The organism is Streptomyces glaucescens (assembly GCF_000761215.1).
In the GTDB taxonomy this organism is placed as follows: Bacteria; Actinomycetota; Actinomycetes; order Streptomycetales; family Streptomycetaceae; genus Streptomyces; species Streptomyces glaucescens_B.
In genome coordinates, this window is the sequence record NZ_CP009438.1 from 1,007,073 (window position 1) to 1,021,546 (window position 14,474).

The following is a 14,474-nucleotide window of genomic DNA, read 5'->3' on the forward strand; positions in this document are numbered from 1 at the left end:
AGGGTCAGTCGTCGGGTGCGGTGTGCTCGCCCGGCAGGAACCTCTGGCGGGCCCAGAGACTCAGCAGTGCCGTACCGCCGACCAGCAGCGGTACGGGGTCCCGGGCGAGCGGGGCCAGTACGTATCCCAGCGCTGTGACCGTGCAGACGGTCAGGGGGATGAACGCCGCCGTGCCCTCCATCCCCCGTCGCAGCGCGGGCCGAGCGGTGTCCAGGGTGCTCGCCCCGCCGGGCACCCAGGGCCCGACCGCCACCACCAGCAGTCCCGCGGTGGCGCAGGCGTCCGCCGGCTGACAGCACATCGGCTCCAGGCCGTGCGGGCCGGCCGTCCACAGCCGAAGGGTGTCGCCGACCAGCATGAGGGACAGCCCGGCGATCCCGGCCGACAAGGTGGCCCGCTGGTCGCTGCGCACGAGACGGCGCAGGGCGAGCAGGAAGCTGAGGAACACGACTTCCGCGACCCACAGGACGCCGACCATCCCGGTCTCCAGCCACCAGCCGTCACCGATCCCCCGCAGCAGCACCCATCCCGTCATGAACACGGCCCCCGCGGTGACGAGCCCGTCGAGCACGCGCCGCAGCAGCACGTGCCGTCCCGTTCCGGCGTCGGCCGCGACCACGAGACCGGCCATCCCCAGGCCGACCGTCAGCGTCACGCCGATGATCACCGTCGAGCCCAGCCACGACCGCGCGTCCCATCCCGATGCCGGAGGCCGGGCCGACAGCGCGGTGACCGCTCCCCGGTACGCACCCGCGGCGGCGGCGGAACCCCCCAACAGCAGCAGACGCGCCCGCACCCGTCCGCCCGTGCCCCTCGCGCGAAGCACCAGGGAGGCCGCCAGCCCGAAGCAGCCGGCGGGCGGCCCGAGAGCCACCATCCGCGCCGCCCCGTCACCGGCGGCCCAGGACCCGCCGGCCGCCAGCGCCGTGCCCACGAGACATGCCACGCCGACCGCGCCCCAGCTCCGGCGCCGGCCCCTCCGGGGCCTCGGCGTGTCCGGCGTCTTCCCCGGCTCCCGCAGCAGGCGCCTTCCCACCGGTCTCCCACCTCCGGAGCCTCCGCCGTAACCCCAGGTCCCCCGGCAAGCAACGGTAGAGACCCAGGCACCGGCTCCGAACGGAACCATCGGTTCATTCACCCGTACTGCGTAAGCCGGTGCCGGGCGTCACAGGGAGACGGTGTCACAGGGAGACGGTGCGGACGTCCGGCCGGCCGGCGCCCCCGTTCAGGCACCGCGCCCGGGGTGCGGCCGGTCCCCGTTCGAGCACCCGGGTGAGCGCCGCCTGGCGCAGCGCCGGAGACTCCCGTTCCGCGCACTCGGCGGCGTAGAGGCCGATGAGGCCGTGGAAGCGGTACCGGTGGCCCGGTTCCTCCTCCAGCAGGTGATGCGCGGCCAGCAGCGAGAGCAGCCTGCGGGTGGTGTCCCGGTCCGTCTCCGCGAGCGTCGCCGCGATCTCGACGGTGAACGGGCCGCCGTGCAGCCCCAGATAGCGGAACATGCGGGCCGCGTCGGCCGGAAGCGCGCGGTACGACGCCGCGAAGGCGCAGCGCATGCTGGCGTTCGCGTCGCCCTCCACCGTGAGCCGGTCGAGCCGGCTGTGCTCGGCGGCGTACTGCTCGACCAGCGTGCTCAGCGGCACCCCGGGGCTGGCCGCCAGCCCGTGGGCGACGATGCGCAGGGCGAGGGGCAGTCCCCCGCAGACCGCCACCAGCCGCCGTACGGCCGCTTCCTGACCGACGAGCCGGCTGCCGCTCAGCCCGGTGAGCAGGCGTGCCGACGTGCTGTCGTCCAGCGGCCCGACGGTGAGCAGGTGCGCGCCGTCCCGTGCCGCGAGCCCGGCGAGGCGCTGCCTGCTGGTCGCGAGGACGCAGCAGGAACCGCCCGGTATCAGCGGGCGCAGCTGATCGGCGCTGAGGGCGTCGTCGAGCACCACCAGCATCCTGCGGCCGTGCAGCAGACTGCGGTAGAGGGAGGCGCGGGCGGCGAGGCCGGCGGGCATCCTCGTGGCGTCGACGCCGAGGCCGTCCAGGAGCTGGGCCAGGGCCTCCTGCGCGGTCAGGGGCTTGCCGCGCACCGCGGTGCCGCACAGGTCCACGTACAGCTGGCCGTCGGGAAACCGGTCGAGGAGCCGGTGCGCCAGGCGCAGGACGAACGCCGACTTGCCGGCCCCCGCCGGGCCGTCGACCACGGCCACCGGTGTCGTGGCGTCCGACCGCGTCAGCTCGTCCTCCAGCACGTCCGCCAGCCGTGCCAGTTCGACGGCGCGGCCCACGAACCCGCGTACGGAGGGCGGCAGTTGCCGCGGGCTGGGGGCCTGGGACAGCAGGATCTCGCGGGGCGCTTCGGGCAGCGCGGCGGTGGTGTCCCCGCCGTGCGTGCGCAGCCCCGGGTGACCGCACAGGATCTGCTGGTAGAGGTCGCGCAGTTCGGCGCCGGGCTCGATGCCCAGTTCACTGCTCAGCAGGCGCCGGATCTCGTCGTAGACCCGCAGCGCGTGGGCCTGCCGGCCGTTGCGGTACAGGGTCAGCATCAGCAGCCAGCGCAGTTTCTCCCGCAGCGGCTCCTCGGACACGGCGCGGATCAGTTCGGCGGCGGTCTCGCCGTGCCGGCCCGCCGCCAGCATGTCGGCGGCCCATTCCTCGACGGCGGTGAGCCTGAGGTCCCGCAGCCGGGTGCGTTCCATGGAGGCGAACGGGCCGGGGATCGCGGCGTACGCCTCGCCGCGCCACAGCGACAGAGCCTCCTCGTACAGCCGCAGGGAGGTGTCGGTGTCCCCCTGGGCCCATGATCTGCGGGCCTCGGTGTGGCGCCGGACGAAGAGGGCGGCGTCCACCTGGTCCGGTTCGGTCCGCAGGCAGTACCCGCCGGACGCGGAGACGAGGACCGCGCTGGCTCCTCTCCTGCTGCGCCCGGGCTCCAGCTCCCGGCGCAGTCCGGCCACATAGGTGTGCACGCTGTTGGCTGCCGAGTGCGGTACGTCGCCGTCCCACAGGGCGTCCACGATGGTGTCGACGCCCACGACGTCGTTGGCGCGGCTGGCGAGGAGGCTGAGCACGGCACGCTGCTTGGGCGGGCCCAGCGGCACCTCCGTCCCGTCCCGCCAGGCCCGCACCGGGCCGAGGAGCTGTATGCGCAGAGGTGTCCCCGTGATGGCCATCGGCCAGTCCCCTCCTGAAGTGGTGTTCCGTCCGGTCGTGCGTCGGCGCCCCGCGCATCAGCGCGGCGGACGCGGCCGGCTCTCCGCCGCGCCGGTGTCGTCCGCGCCGGTTTCGTCCGCGCCGGTGTCCTCGGCCGGTTCCGCCGGACGGTCGGTACGGGCCACCAGCGACCGGGAGACGGACATCAGCTTCTCCCGGGTCTCCTCCAGCTCCCGCTCGGCGCGGGACTGCTCCACCACGCCGGCTCCGGCCCGCAGCCAGGTCCTGCCGTCGCGCGCGTAGGCGCTGCGCAGTACCAGGGCGGCATCCATCGCCCCGTCCTGCGTGACCTTCATGACGGCGCCCGCGTACGGGCCCCGGGCCTGGCTCTCGTAGCGCGAGATCGCCTCGTACGCGGCGGGTTTGGGCACCCCGGAGGCCGTGACGGCGGGGAACACCGCGGCGAACGCCTGCCAGGGGTCCGCTCCCTCCGGCAGCCGGCCCACGACCTTCGACGCCAGGTGCTGCACGGTGCCGCGTTCCTTGACGGTCATGAACTCCGTCACGGCCACCGTCTCCGCTTCGCAGGAACCGGCGAGTTCGTCGACGGCGACCTTCACCGAGATGGCGTGCTCGTGGAGTTCCTTGGGGTCGGCGAGGAGGTCCTCGCGTAGCTTGCGGTCCAGTTCGGGGTCGCCGGTCAGCGCACGGGTGCCGGCGAGGGGCTGACTGGCGACGCGGCGCTCGACGTCCACCTCCACCACGGTCTCCGGGCTGAAGCCGAAGGCGCGCAGTCCGCCCATGCTCAGCAGGAAGGAACGGGTGGGCGAGTTGGCCCGGCGTCCGGCGGCGAAGCTGGCGGGGAAGTCGATCTCCTCGGGTACGGGCACCACCCGGGAGATGACGGCCTTCTGCAGCAGTCCGGCTCGGATGTCCCGGACCAGGGAGGTCACGTGACGCAGGTAGTCGGCGGCGCCGGCTTCGAGGTCGACGCGGACCGGCCGCCGGGTACCGGCGGTGGGTGCGGCGGCGTCGGTGACGGCGTCCTCCACGGTCGCGAGGGCCGCGCCGTACAGACTGCGGACGACGGCCCGGCCGCCGCTCAGCCGCACCTCCGTCTCGGGGACGACCAGGTGCGCGAGGACATCGTCCCGTTCGGCCGCGGCCGCGGTCCCCGCGAGGAGCGGGGCCAGCTCGAACGCGCACCAGCCGTAGGCGGTCCAGTCCGCCATCGGCAGGTCCGCCAGGAATTCCCGGATCCGGTGGAGCGGATTCCCGTTCCAGCGCTCCTCGGTCACCACACCGTCTCGTGTGGTGCGAATACATCGCGGCGTCAGCAGGACTTCGGCCGCTGTTCCCCCGGCCACGGACCAGCCCTCGGGGTCCTCGTACACCACGAAGGTGTCCCAGATTCCGGAGGAGGCGAGTCCGGTCACGATATCGAGCGGCTCACGCCTTGTTTCCATGGTGGCTGTGCGGTAATGGACCTTCACACCTATCCCCTGAGTAGGCAGGGCGAAGACAGGCGGGATTGCCGGCACATGCCCCCGCCGGCGCTTCCCCCGAATCGACAGCGCAGCGCTCATTTCCAGCTATGGAGAATGTTGGGCAGCCGTGGCGGAGCCCGGCCGGGCAGGCGGCATCAGGAAAGCGAGCGACCGGTGGGAAATCCCGGCCGCCCACCGTGAGAGCCGCTCAGTCCGAGCGCCACGGAGCGTCGGAGCGGGGCGCCGCCGCATCGACCCGCAGGCCGGCGACGGTGCACCGGGCTCCGGAGAGGTGTCCGGCGGCACACCCACCGCACGGAAGAAGGCGCGCCTCGCACCGAGGATGCCGACTCCGCGTCAAGGCCGAAACCGGCCACTGTGATGTGGCACATCACCTTCCGGATGTGCCCTGCCTCAAGGTTCGCGCACCTGCTGGGTCACGACCTGAAAAGGCTTTCCCCGTACGGTCTCAGAAAATGCCGCGCCCGTCGCCAAACCACCGATGGGATTCGCCCCCCGACCGATCTCCCCGTCGGACGTCAATCCGCCTGACATCGGCGGACCGGTCCCCGGTGAACCCCCTCAACAAACCTCCCGACAAGGTTTGGCCGAGCATCTGCCCTCCAGCTTTTTATACTCGTAAGCTGTGCGCGCAAGGTCACAGTAGCTGTTGAGTGACCGATTGTCACCCCCCGGACTGACAGGCAGAGAGGGCGTCCCGGGAACAGAAATGAAGGCACGCGTATTCCCCGCCCCGCCGACGAGGGGAACCCGAGTCTCCTTGACCGTTGAACGAAAGGCAGGCATTCCCCGCCGGACGAGGACCGGCCGCGGAACGCCGAAGGGGCGGAAACCGTCCGGTCGACGGCTCCGCCCCTGTCACGCCGCGCGCCGGCGGTGATCAGTCCAGCAGCAGCTCGGGGGAATGCAGCTCCAGCCAGGTGTGCAGGTCGAGCACCCGCTCCAGACCGGCCCGGACCGCCACCGTCATGGCCGCCGGGTCCTGGGCCACGACCGTCTGCGCCCACGCGCGGTCGACCAGGGCGAAGACCTGCGCGTCGGGCGCCGCGATCAGCTCCTTCACCTGCTGCTGCAGGATCGCCGCGTACCCGGGGTCCTGCGGCGACGGGTACGGGCTCTTGACCCGCTCCACCACCGACCGCGGCATTACATGCGCCGCCGCCTGGCGCAGCAGGCTCTTCTCCCGGCCGTCGAACGTCTTCATCGACCACGGGGTGTTGTAGACGTACTGCACCAGCTCGTGGTTGCAGAACGGCACGCGGACCTCCAGCCCGACGGCCATCGACAGCCGGTCCTTGCGGTCCAGCATGTTGCGCACGAACCGGGTCAGATGGAGGTGGAAGATGGAGCGCATGCGCCGCTCCACCTCGGACTCGCCGTCCAGGTGCTCCACCTCGGCGAGGGCCGTCGCGTACTGGTCGGCGGTGTACGTGCCCACGTCGAGCCGCTTGCGCAGCCCCGGCTCGATGTGGTCGGTGCGGGCCGGGAGGCTGAGCGGCGGGATGACCGCCATCCACGGGAACGTCTGGACGCGGGTCAGCGGCTCGTGGTGGAACCAGGGGTACCCGCCGAACACCTCGTCGGCCGACTCGCCCGACAGCGCCACCGTCGAGCGTTCCCGGATCGCCTTGAACAGCAGGTACAGCGAGCTGTCGAGGTCACCGAAGCCGTTCGGGATGTCCCGGGCGCCGACGGTCGCGCGCCGCACCGCGGGATCGGAGATGTCGGCCGGGTTCAGCATCACGTCGTGGTGGTCGGACCCCACGTGGGCCGCGACGTCCCTGACGAACGGCGAGTCCGGGGTCTCGCGCATCTCGTCCGGGACGAAGTTCTCCTCCTGGCCGGCGAAGTCCACCGAGAACGTGCGGACCCGCTCGCCCCGCAGGGCCAGCCGCTCCGCCGCCAGGCCGGTGATCGCGCTGGAGTCCAGCCCGCCGGAGAGCAGGACGCACTGCGGTACGTCCGAGATCAGCTGCCGGTCGACGATCCCGGTGAGCATCTCCCGCACCCGCGCCACGGTGTCGTCCCGGCTGTCCGTGTGCTCGGCGGCCCGCAGCCGCCAGTAGGTCCGCTCCCGCAGGCCGCGGCGGTCGACGCTGATCAGCGTGCCCGGCAGCATCTCGTGCATGCCCTTGTACAGCGCCCAGCCCGGCGTCTTGGTCTGCGCGAACAGCTCCCGCAGCCCTTCGGTGTCGACGACCTTGCGCGCCAGCGGGTTCGCCAGGATCGCCTTGGGCTCGGAGCCGAACAGCACACCGTCCGGCGTGGGGTAGTAGTAGAGCGGCTTGATCCCCATGCGGTCGCGCACGAGCAGCAGCTTCTGCTCCCGCTCGTCCCAGACCGCGAACGCGTACATCCCGTCGAGGTGGTCGACGAGGCTCTCGCCCCACTCCAGGTAGCCGTGCAGCACCACCTCCGTGTCGCTGTCCGTCCGGAAGGCGTGCCCGAGCGACGTCAGCCGCCGGCGCAGCTCCTGGAAGTTGTAGGCCTCACCGGAGTACACCAGGGCGACCTCGCCGGCCGGGGTGCTCACGCTCATCGGCTGCGTTCCGCCGGGCAGGTCGATGATGGCCAGGCGCCGGTGACCGAGGCCGACGTGGGTGCGCACGAAGGTGCCCCGGCCGTCCGGCCCGCGGCAGGCCATGGTCTCGGTCATCGCATCGAGCGTCTCGCCCCGGTGCGTCAAGTCGGCGTCGAACGACACCCATCCCGCGATCCCGCACATTTCACAACCCCATTTCCCTACGATTCCGTGCTGTGGCAGGCGACGCACCGGCGGTCGGCGCGCGCGGGCGGGCCGACGGACCGGCCGTCAGTGCACCGGTGGCCGGCCGGACGGCGGTGTCCCCACGTGCTCGAGGATCAGCCCGGCCAGCACCTTCGGCTGATGCGTGACGAAGTAGTGTCCGCCGCCGGCGATCACCGCGAGTGCGACGTGCGCCGCGTAGCGCTCCCAGTCCCGATGGCCGTGCTCGTAGCCCCGGGTGGCGTCGTCCGCGTCGCCGATCACGGCGATGAGCGGGGTGGCCAGCCGCTCGCGCCGCCCCTTCCTCGCCTCGATCTGGAAGTGCAGGCCCTGTTTCATGTCGTGCCGGATCACCTCCAGCACGGTCTTGAGGTCCGAGTCGTCCAGCGCTCCCTCGAAACCCCCGAGCGAGGTCATGTAGGCGTGCAGCCCCTCCGCGGACCACCGGGTGGCGTGGCGCAGCCGTTCCTCCGGGTCGGCCTCGGGGAGCGCGGCACCGATGAACAGGGCGGCCGGCAGGTGCCCGGTGCGCTCCAGCCGCTGCGCGACCGCCACCGCGAGCGCGGAGCCCGCGCAGTGCCCGTACAGGGCGAAGGGTCCGGTCAGCGAGCGCCGGACCTCCTCGGCTATCGCGTCGGCGCTCTCGTCGAGCGTCAGCAGGGACTCGTCCGGCTGGGTCGGATCGTGCCCCGGTAACGCGGCGGCCCACAGCTCCGCGTGCGGGGCCAGCTCGACGGCGAGGCCCTGGTAGGCCGCTGCCGTGCCGCCGCCGTAGGGGATGCAGACGAGGGTGAACTCCGCGCCCGTGCGCCCCTCGGCGGCCAGCCGCCGCAGGATGCGCTGCGGCCCGTCCGTGCTCTCCCGCTCCAGGACGCGCAGGGCCAGCTTCCCCGGTGTGGGGTGCTGGAACACGTCCAGCACCGACAGGCCCCGGCCGATCCGGCGCGCGAGCCGTACGGCCTTGACCGAGTCACCGCCCAGGTCGAAGAAGTCGTCCTCGGTGGAGACGCCGGAAACGCCGAGCGCGTGGCCGAAGGCGTCGACGACCTCCCGCTCCAGGGGAGTCGCGGGGGCAGCGCCCCGCGGTGCCCTGGCGTACACCGGTTCGGGCAGGGCGCGGCGGTCCAGCTTTCCGTTGGCGGTCAGGGGGATCCGGTCGATCGCCACGACGGCGGCCGGGACCATGTGGGACGGCAGCCGCCGGGCGAGACGGGTGCGCAGCCCGGCCGGGTCCGTGCCGGAGGGACCGTCGAGCACCACGTAGCCGATCAGGGCGTGGTCGCCGACGGCGTCCTTCCGGACCACCGCGCAGGCGCTCGCGACTCCCGGGCAGGCGCGCAACGCGGCCTCGATCTCGCCGAGTTCGATGCGGTGGCCGCGGATCTTGACCTGGTCGTCCGCACGCCCCCGGTACCGCAGGAGTCCGTCGGTCCCCCGGCGGCCGAGGTCCCCGGAGCGGTACATCCTCGATCCGGGCGGTCCGAACGGGTCGGCGACGAAGCGGGCGGAGGTGAGGCCCGGACGGTCCAGGTAGCCGCGGGCCACCTGGTCGCCGGCCACGTAGATCTCCCCGGTGACACCGGGCGGCACCGGCCGCAGCCGCTCGTCGAGGAGGTAGAGGGCCAGCCCGGGCAGGCTCCGTCCGACCAGGCTCCCGGCGCGGGCCGGATCGAGGTACCGGTCCAGTGCCACGTGGCTGGCGTGCACCGTGGTCTCCGTGATCCCGTACATGTTGACCAGGACCGGCGCGTCGTCGGCGTGCCGCTCGTACCACTCCGCGAGCCGGGCGAGGTCGAGCGCCTCACCGCCGAACACCACGTACCGCAGGGCCGTTCGCCCTCCCGCATCCGGGTCGTCCTGGTCCTGCTGGAGCAGCTGGTAGAACGCCGAGGGCGTCTGGCTGAGGACGGTGACGCGCTCGCTCACGAGCAGCCGCAGCAGCTCGTCGGGGGAACGCCGGACGGCGGCGGGCACCACGACGAGGGTGCCGCCGTGCAGCAGCGGGCCCCACAGTTCCCACACCGAGAAGTCGAAGGAGTAGGAGTGGGCCATCGTCCACACGTCGTCCGCCCGGAAGTCGAAGAGTTCCCGGGTGGCCTCGAACAGGGCCAGGACGTTGCGGTGCGGGACGACCACTCCCTTGGGCCGTCCGGTGGAGCCCGAGGTGTAGATGACGTAGGCGGTGTTGTCCGGCGCCAGGGAGCCCGCCCGCTCGGCGGGACGCACGTCGCCGTGGGCGAGTTCCGCCAGGCGCCCGAGGGCCGGCTCGGCGTCCGGGCTCACGGTGGGGACGTGCGTGCGGGGGAACCGGGCCGCCACCTCGGAGGTGGTGAGCAGCAGCAGCGGTTCGGCGTCCCGGAGCAGGAAGTCGATGCGGTCCCGTGGGTAGTCGGGGTCGACGGGGAGGTACGCCGCTCCCGACTTCAGCACCGCGAGCAGCGCCACCACGAGGTGCACGTCCTGGGGCAGGGCGACGGCGACCAGCCGCTCCGGTCCGGCGCCGCGCCGGATGAGCAGCCGCGCGAGGCGGTTCGCCCGGCCGTTCAGCTCCTCGTACGTCAGCCGCTCCGCACCGCACGTGACGGCCACCGTGTGCGGAGTCGCCGCGGCCTGGGCCTCGAACGCCTCCACGAGGGTGTGCGGGCCGTCGTCGGCCGGCCGGTGGCGCGGGCGGATCTCCAGGAAGCGGCGGCGCTCGGCGGCGTCCAGCAGCTCGGCCTCCCCCAGCGGGCGCGACGGGTCCTCGACGACCTGGCGCAGGAATGCCTGGAACCTGTCCGCGTGGCCGCGCAGGTCGTCGGCGTCGTAGAGGGCGGCGTTGGCGTCGAACGAGAAGGTGAGGCTCCCGGGCTTCTCGTAGACGCCCAGCATCAGGTCCTCGATCGGTCCGGGCGTCAGGTTGTGGTGCCGTGCCTCGCAGTCGCCGAAGGAGAAGTCGGTGTCGAGCGTCAGGACATTGGCTATGGGCCCGAAGACCCGCGCCTTTCCGCCCTGCTCCCCGAATTCACGCCGCAATTCCTCGAAACGGTACCGCCGGTGCGGACGGGTTTCCCGTATCTTTTCGTCGGCCTGCCGGAGCAGTTCGGAATAGGTGGTCGATCCGGCGGCGCGCAGACGCAGCGGTATCACATTGGACACCATGCCGGGCGTCGTCGCGGCGGCCGGGGTGCGGCGGTTGGACACCGGCATCCCGAGGACGGTGTCGGTGCGGCCGGTGAGCCGGCCGACGTAGGCGCCGAACGCCGCGATCACCACCCGTGACCAGGGCACCCCGTGCAGGTGCGCGCAGGCGCGGAGCCGGTCCTCCAGGTCCGCGCCGACCTGCCAGGCCCGTCGGAGCGGAACGCCGGCCGGCAGCATGACCTCGTCGGTGAGCGAGGCCACCTGCTCGAGGTCCGCGAACTGCTCCAGCCAGTACCTGCGGTCCTGCGCGTACTGCGCCGAGGCGCGGTACTGCCGCTCCTCCTCGACCAGGGACGACAGGCTGCCGAAGGGACCGGCGGGCACCGCCCGGCCGGCGGCCAGGGCGGCGTAGACCTCGGCCGTACGGCGGGCCATCAGCTGCGAGGTGACCCCGTCGGCCACCAGGTGGTGCAGCTGCCAGAACCAGATGTGCCGCTCCGGCGCGACCCGGAGGACGGCGTGCCGGTGGACACCCTCGCGGACCGGGTCCAGCGGGCTCTCGATCCGCGCGCGCATCCAGCGCTGCGCCGCATCCCACGCCCCCGCCCCGGAGTCCGCCCCGGCGTCCTCACCGCCGAGGTCGATCACCGGGACGTCCACCACGGCGTCGGGCCGCACCCGCTGCCACGGACCGTCCGCGTCCTCGCCGCAGGACACGGTGAGCGCCTCCGCCTCGCCCATCGTGCGTCGGATCGCTTCGCCGAGCGTTCCGGGAGACAGCGGACCGGTGATGTCGAGGAATTCACCGAAGGAATGCGCGAGCCCAGAATCGTCCAACTGCCGGCCGTACCAGATACCGGCCTGGCCTTGAGTGAGTGGAAGTCTCAAGGCGGACCGATCCCCCGTCATTCACGAACCCCCCGGTTTCAGATCAGACTGATATCGGGAGCCTACCCAGCACGGTGATCACGCCACAATGTTCACTTCACCCCAGCCCATGTGAACTCTGCACGGTGAGCGGGGGTGAGGCGTTTTACCGCATTCCCGGTGGCGATTTCCGCCGGGTCACCCGATCGGGCGCAGGCGCAGTTCCCGGTCCGCGGCGAGGGCGAGCAGGTCGGCGTCATGGCTGATGAGCAGGACCACCGCGCCGCCCTCGGCCACATCGCGCATGGTGCGGGTCATGGAGCGCAGATGGCGGCGGTCGACGCCGGAGCTGGGCTCGTCGAAGATGACGACGCGGCGCCCGCTGAGGCGGGCCGTGGCGACGACCAGACGCTGCTGCTGGCCGCCGGAGAGCGACAGCGGGTGGCGCTCGTCGAAGTGGTCCAGGTCGAGGTCGGCGAGCACGGTGGCGGCGTGGGGCGCCTGTTCCGGGACGGCACCGAGCCGCAGTTCGGCGGTGACGCTGTCGGTGAAGAGCTGCCGCTGGACGTCCTGCATGACGATCGCCGTCTCGCGCTGGCGCCGTGAGCGGGACATCGTGCGGCCGTCGAGGAGCACCTCGCCGGAGTGGCGCTGGAGCCCGGCCAGGACACGGGCGAGGGTGGTCTTGCCCGCGCCGTTCGGGCCCGTGACCGCGGTGATGACTCCGGCGGGCAGGTGGGCTTCCGTGATGTCGAGGACGGGGCGCCCGCGGAACGCGCACCGGATGCCGCGCAGCACCACGCCGCCGCCGGCCGTCTCCCCGCCTGCCGTCTCCCGGCCGGCCGCGGGTGCGACGGCGGTCGCGCCACCGGCCGCGCTCGTGGACTCGGTGTCCTCGGGCCGGCTCTCGCCGGGCTCGACGCTGGGGCCGTACGCGGACGCCGGCGCCACGTGGACCCGCTCGGGCGCGTCGAGGCTGCGCAGGCCCTCTTCCCGCATCATCTCCTCGGTCAGCGAGGGGAATTCGTCCCTGCACCACTCCTTCGCGACGCGGCCGTCCTGCATCACCACGATGCGGTCGGCGAGTTCGCGCAGGTAGTGCAGGCGGTGCTCGGCGATGACGAGGGTGGTGCCCCGTTCCCTGAGGTGGCGCAGGATGGCGGTGAGGTCCGCGATGCCCTGCGGGGACAGGTTGGAGGTGGGTTCGTCGAGCAGCAGCGCCGGCGGCCCGTGGGTGACGGCCGCCGCGCACGCCACCCGCTGCTGCTGCCCGCCCGACAGTTCGCGCAGCCGCCCGTCGAGTTCGTCGAGGCGGAACTCGGCGACGACCTCCCGGACCCGTTCGCGGATGCGCTCCGGCGGGGTGCCGAAGTTCTCCAGGGCGAAGGCGAGTTCGGTGTCGATGGTGTCGGTGAAGAACTGGCGGCGCGGATGCTGGAGCACCGTGCCCGTCACCCGCCCGACCTGGGCGAGATCGGTGATCGGCTCCCCCGCGACGCGGACCTCCCCTTCCAGCTTCCCGTCGTGGAAGTGCGGGATCAGGCCGTTCATCAGGCGCAGCGCCGAGCTCTTGCCCGATCCGCTGGGCCCGCACACCACCACGGTCTCGCCGCGCCGGATGTGCAGGTCGAGACCGTCCAGTACGGCCGTGTCACCGCCCTGGTACGCCCATCGGACGTTCCTCAGCTCGATCATCGTCCGGCCTCCCACAGCAGGGTCGCCGTCACGAGCGCCGCCACCACGATCACGGCGACCACGTCGGCGGGGCCGAACCGCGGCGGGTGCATCGAGGTGGGCCGCGGTTGTGAGCCCAGCCCGCGCAGCAGCGCGGACGCCGAGAGGTCCTCCGCGGAGCGCAGGCTCGACGCGATGAGCGGCACCGTGAAGTACTCGATGCTGCGGACCGGGTGGCGCAGCATGTCCAGCCAGCCGCCGAGCCCGCGCAGCCGCATGGCGTCCCGCACCGCCCGCGCCTCGGCGATGATGGTGGGGACGAAGCGCAGCAGCACCGACCCCGACACGGTGAACGCGTGGGGTACCCGCATCGACCGCAGCGCGGCGGTGAACCGGGTCGGCGGGACGGTCTCGATCAGGTGCGCGGCGATGCCCGCCACGGCCACCAGGCGGAGCGAGAAGCCGCCCATGACGCCGATGATGCCGAGGATCGGCCACGGGGCGGCGAGCGGGAGCAGATAGGCCACCGCGGCGGCGGTCGCCGCGGCCAGCGGCAGGGCGAGCACCCGCCGCCAGGCCCGCTCGGACACGGCCAGCAGCATCCCCGCGACCAGTGCGGCCGGGACGAACAGCAGGCCGCCGGGGGCCATGATGGTGATGCTGGCGGCCAGCAGGATCGCCACCGCGGTACGCGGGTCCAGTGTCCGTCGCGAGACGGCCCCCTCCGGTGGGGCGGGGACCGTCACGCCGAGGGCCGAGGTGCCGAGCTGGGGACTCGTGCCGCTCACACCAGTCCGGCTTTCCGGAAGTGCTTGTCCAGCAGGCGCAGGCCGAGCGCGCCGCCGATCAGCCCGAACACCACCGTGGACAGGTCGAACGCGATCAGCACGCCGGGCGACAGCAGCGAGTCCAGCTTCTCGACGTAGTCCGGGTCCATCTCCGCCATGTACGGGCTGGAGAGGAACTCGTCGCGGGCGTAGAACATCGGCAGGAACAGCCCGACGAACCAGGTGCTGAAGGCGGCGTAGGCGAGCACGCTCAGCTGCCGCGAGCGGTACCGGCCGGCGTACAGCAGCGCCTCGGCGATCAGCGCGCCCAGCACGCCGACGAGCAGGGTGACCGGGGGGCTGCCGATGAGGAGCATGAAGCCGGTCACGATGACCGCGAGGACGGTGACCATGCCGGCGTGCTTCACCCGGGTGAGGAAGAGCATGAAGGGCACGCCCGCCGCGACGATGCTGAGCGCGCTGGTGACCAGGGTCATCACCGGGCTGATGAACTCGAGCAGGTTGAACAACCCCACCGTCACGATGTACAGCGCTCCGAAGACGCCGATGTTGATGAGGTCTCTGGGGCTCATACGGAAATCGAGACGGTGCTCGGTGACTTCGACGGTCACGGTGTTCTGTCCTTACCTC

At 72.4% G+C, this 14,474-nt stretch carries 8 protein-coding genes; all 8 read right to left on the bottom strand.

The genetic code is table 11. The features are described from left to right. Positions 1-4: 4 nt before the first annotated feature. The 8 genes from SGLAU_RS04335 to SGLAU_RS04370 all read right to left on the bottom strand — a co-directional run bounded on the left by SGLAU_RS04335 (position 5) and on the right by SGLAU_RS04370 (position 14,416). Positions 5-946 carry a hypothetical protein gene (locus SGLAU_RS04335; protein WP_244315171.1) on the bottom strand — a complete coding sequence of 314 codons (942 nt, stop codon included), beginning with the start codon at positions 944-946 and terminating at the stop codon, positions 5-7. 235 nt (positions 947-1,181) lie between these two features. Then, complete coding sequence (locus SGLAU_RS04340) at positions 1,182-3,158, bottom strand: BTAD domain-containing putative transcriptional regulator (RefSeq protein WP_078957586.1); 1,977 nt, start codon at positions 3,156-3,158, stop codon at positions 1,182-1,184. Positions 3,159-3,215: 57 nt separating this feature from the next. Beyond that, positions 3,216-4,574, bottom strand: coding sequence for a salicylate synthase (locus SGLAU_RS04345; RefSeq protein ID WP_244315172.1), 1,359 nt, complete (start codon positions 4,572-4,574; stop codon positions 3,216-3,218). Positions 4,575-5,526: 952 nt separating this feature from the next. Next, entirely contained in the window at positions 5,527-7,371 is a 1,845-nt protein-coding gene (gene asnB / locus SGLAU_RS04350; RefSeq protein WP_043498533.1) for an asparagine synthase (glutamine-hydrolyzing), read from the bottom strand. Between the two features lie 87 nt (positions 7,372-7,458). Then, the gene (locus tag SGLAU_RS04355; protein WP_078957587.1) at positions 7,459-11,424 is read right to left on the bottom strand and encodes a non-ribosomal peptide synthetase; all 3,966 of its coding nucleotides are present in this window, start codon (positions 11,422-11,424) and stop codon (positions 7,459-7,461) included. A gap of 156 nt (positions 11,425-11,580) precedes the next feature. Continuing rightward, positions 11,581-13,077, bottom strand: coding sequence for an ABC transporter ATP-binding protein (locus SGLAU_RS04360; protein ID WP_052413608.1), 1,497 nt, complete (start codon positions 13,075-13,077; stop codon positions 11,581-11,583). Further along, positions 13,074-13,844 carry an energy-coupling factor transporter transmembrane component T gene (locus SGLAU_RS04365; protein ID WP_208868882.1) on the bottom strand — a complete coding sequence of 257 codons (771 nt, stop codon included), beginning with the start codon at positions 13,842-13,844 and terminating at the stop codon, positions 13,074-13,076. The genes SGLAU_RS04360 and SGLAU_RS04365 overlap by 4 nt, the downstream gene beginning before the upstream one ends. Next, entirely contained in the window at positions 13,841-14,416 is a 576-nt protein-coding gene (locus SGLAU_RS04370; protein ID WP_052414045.1) for an MptD family putative ECF transporter S component, read from the bottom strand. Before SGLAU_RS04370 ends, SGLAU_RS04365 begins: the two co-directional genes overlap by 4 nt. Positions 14,417-14,474: the final 58 nt, after the last annotated feature.

Excerpts from the sequence above, each read along its gene's own strand:
- SGLAU_RS04340 (WP_078957586.1), bottom strand. The coding sequence starts at position 3,158 with ATGGCCATCACGGGGACACCTCTGCGCATACAGCTCCTCGGCCCGGTG.
- asnB (WP_043498533.1), bottom strand. The coding sequence starts at position 7,371 with ATGTGCGGGATCGCGGGATGGGTGTCGTTCGACGCCGACTTGACGCAC.
- SGLAU_RS04355 (WP_078957587.1), bottom strand. The coding sequence starts at position 11,424 with ATGACGGGGGATCGGTCCGCCTTGAGACTTCCACTCACTCAAGGCCAG.
- SGLAU_RS04360 (WP_052413608.1), bottom strand. The coding sequence starts at position 13,077 with ATGATCGAGCTGAGGAACGTCCGATGGGCGTACCAGGGCGGTGACACG.
- SGLAU_RS04370 (WP_052414045.1), bottom strand. The coding sequence starts at position 14,416 with ATGAGCCCCAGAGACCTCATCAACATCGGCGTCTTCGGAGCGCTGTAC.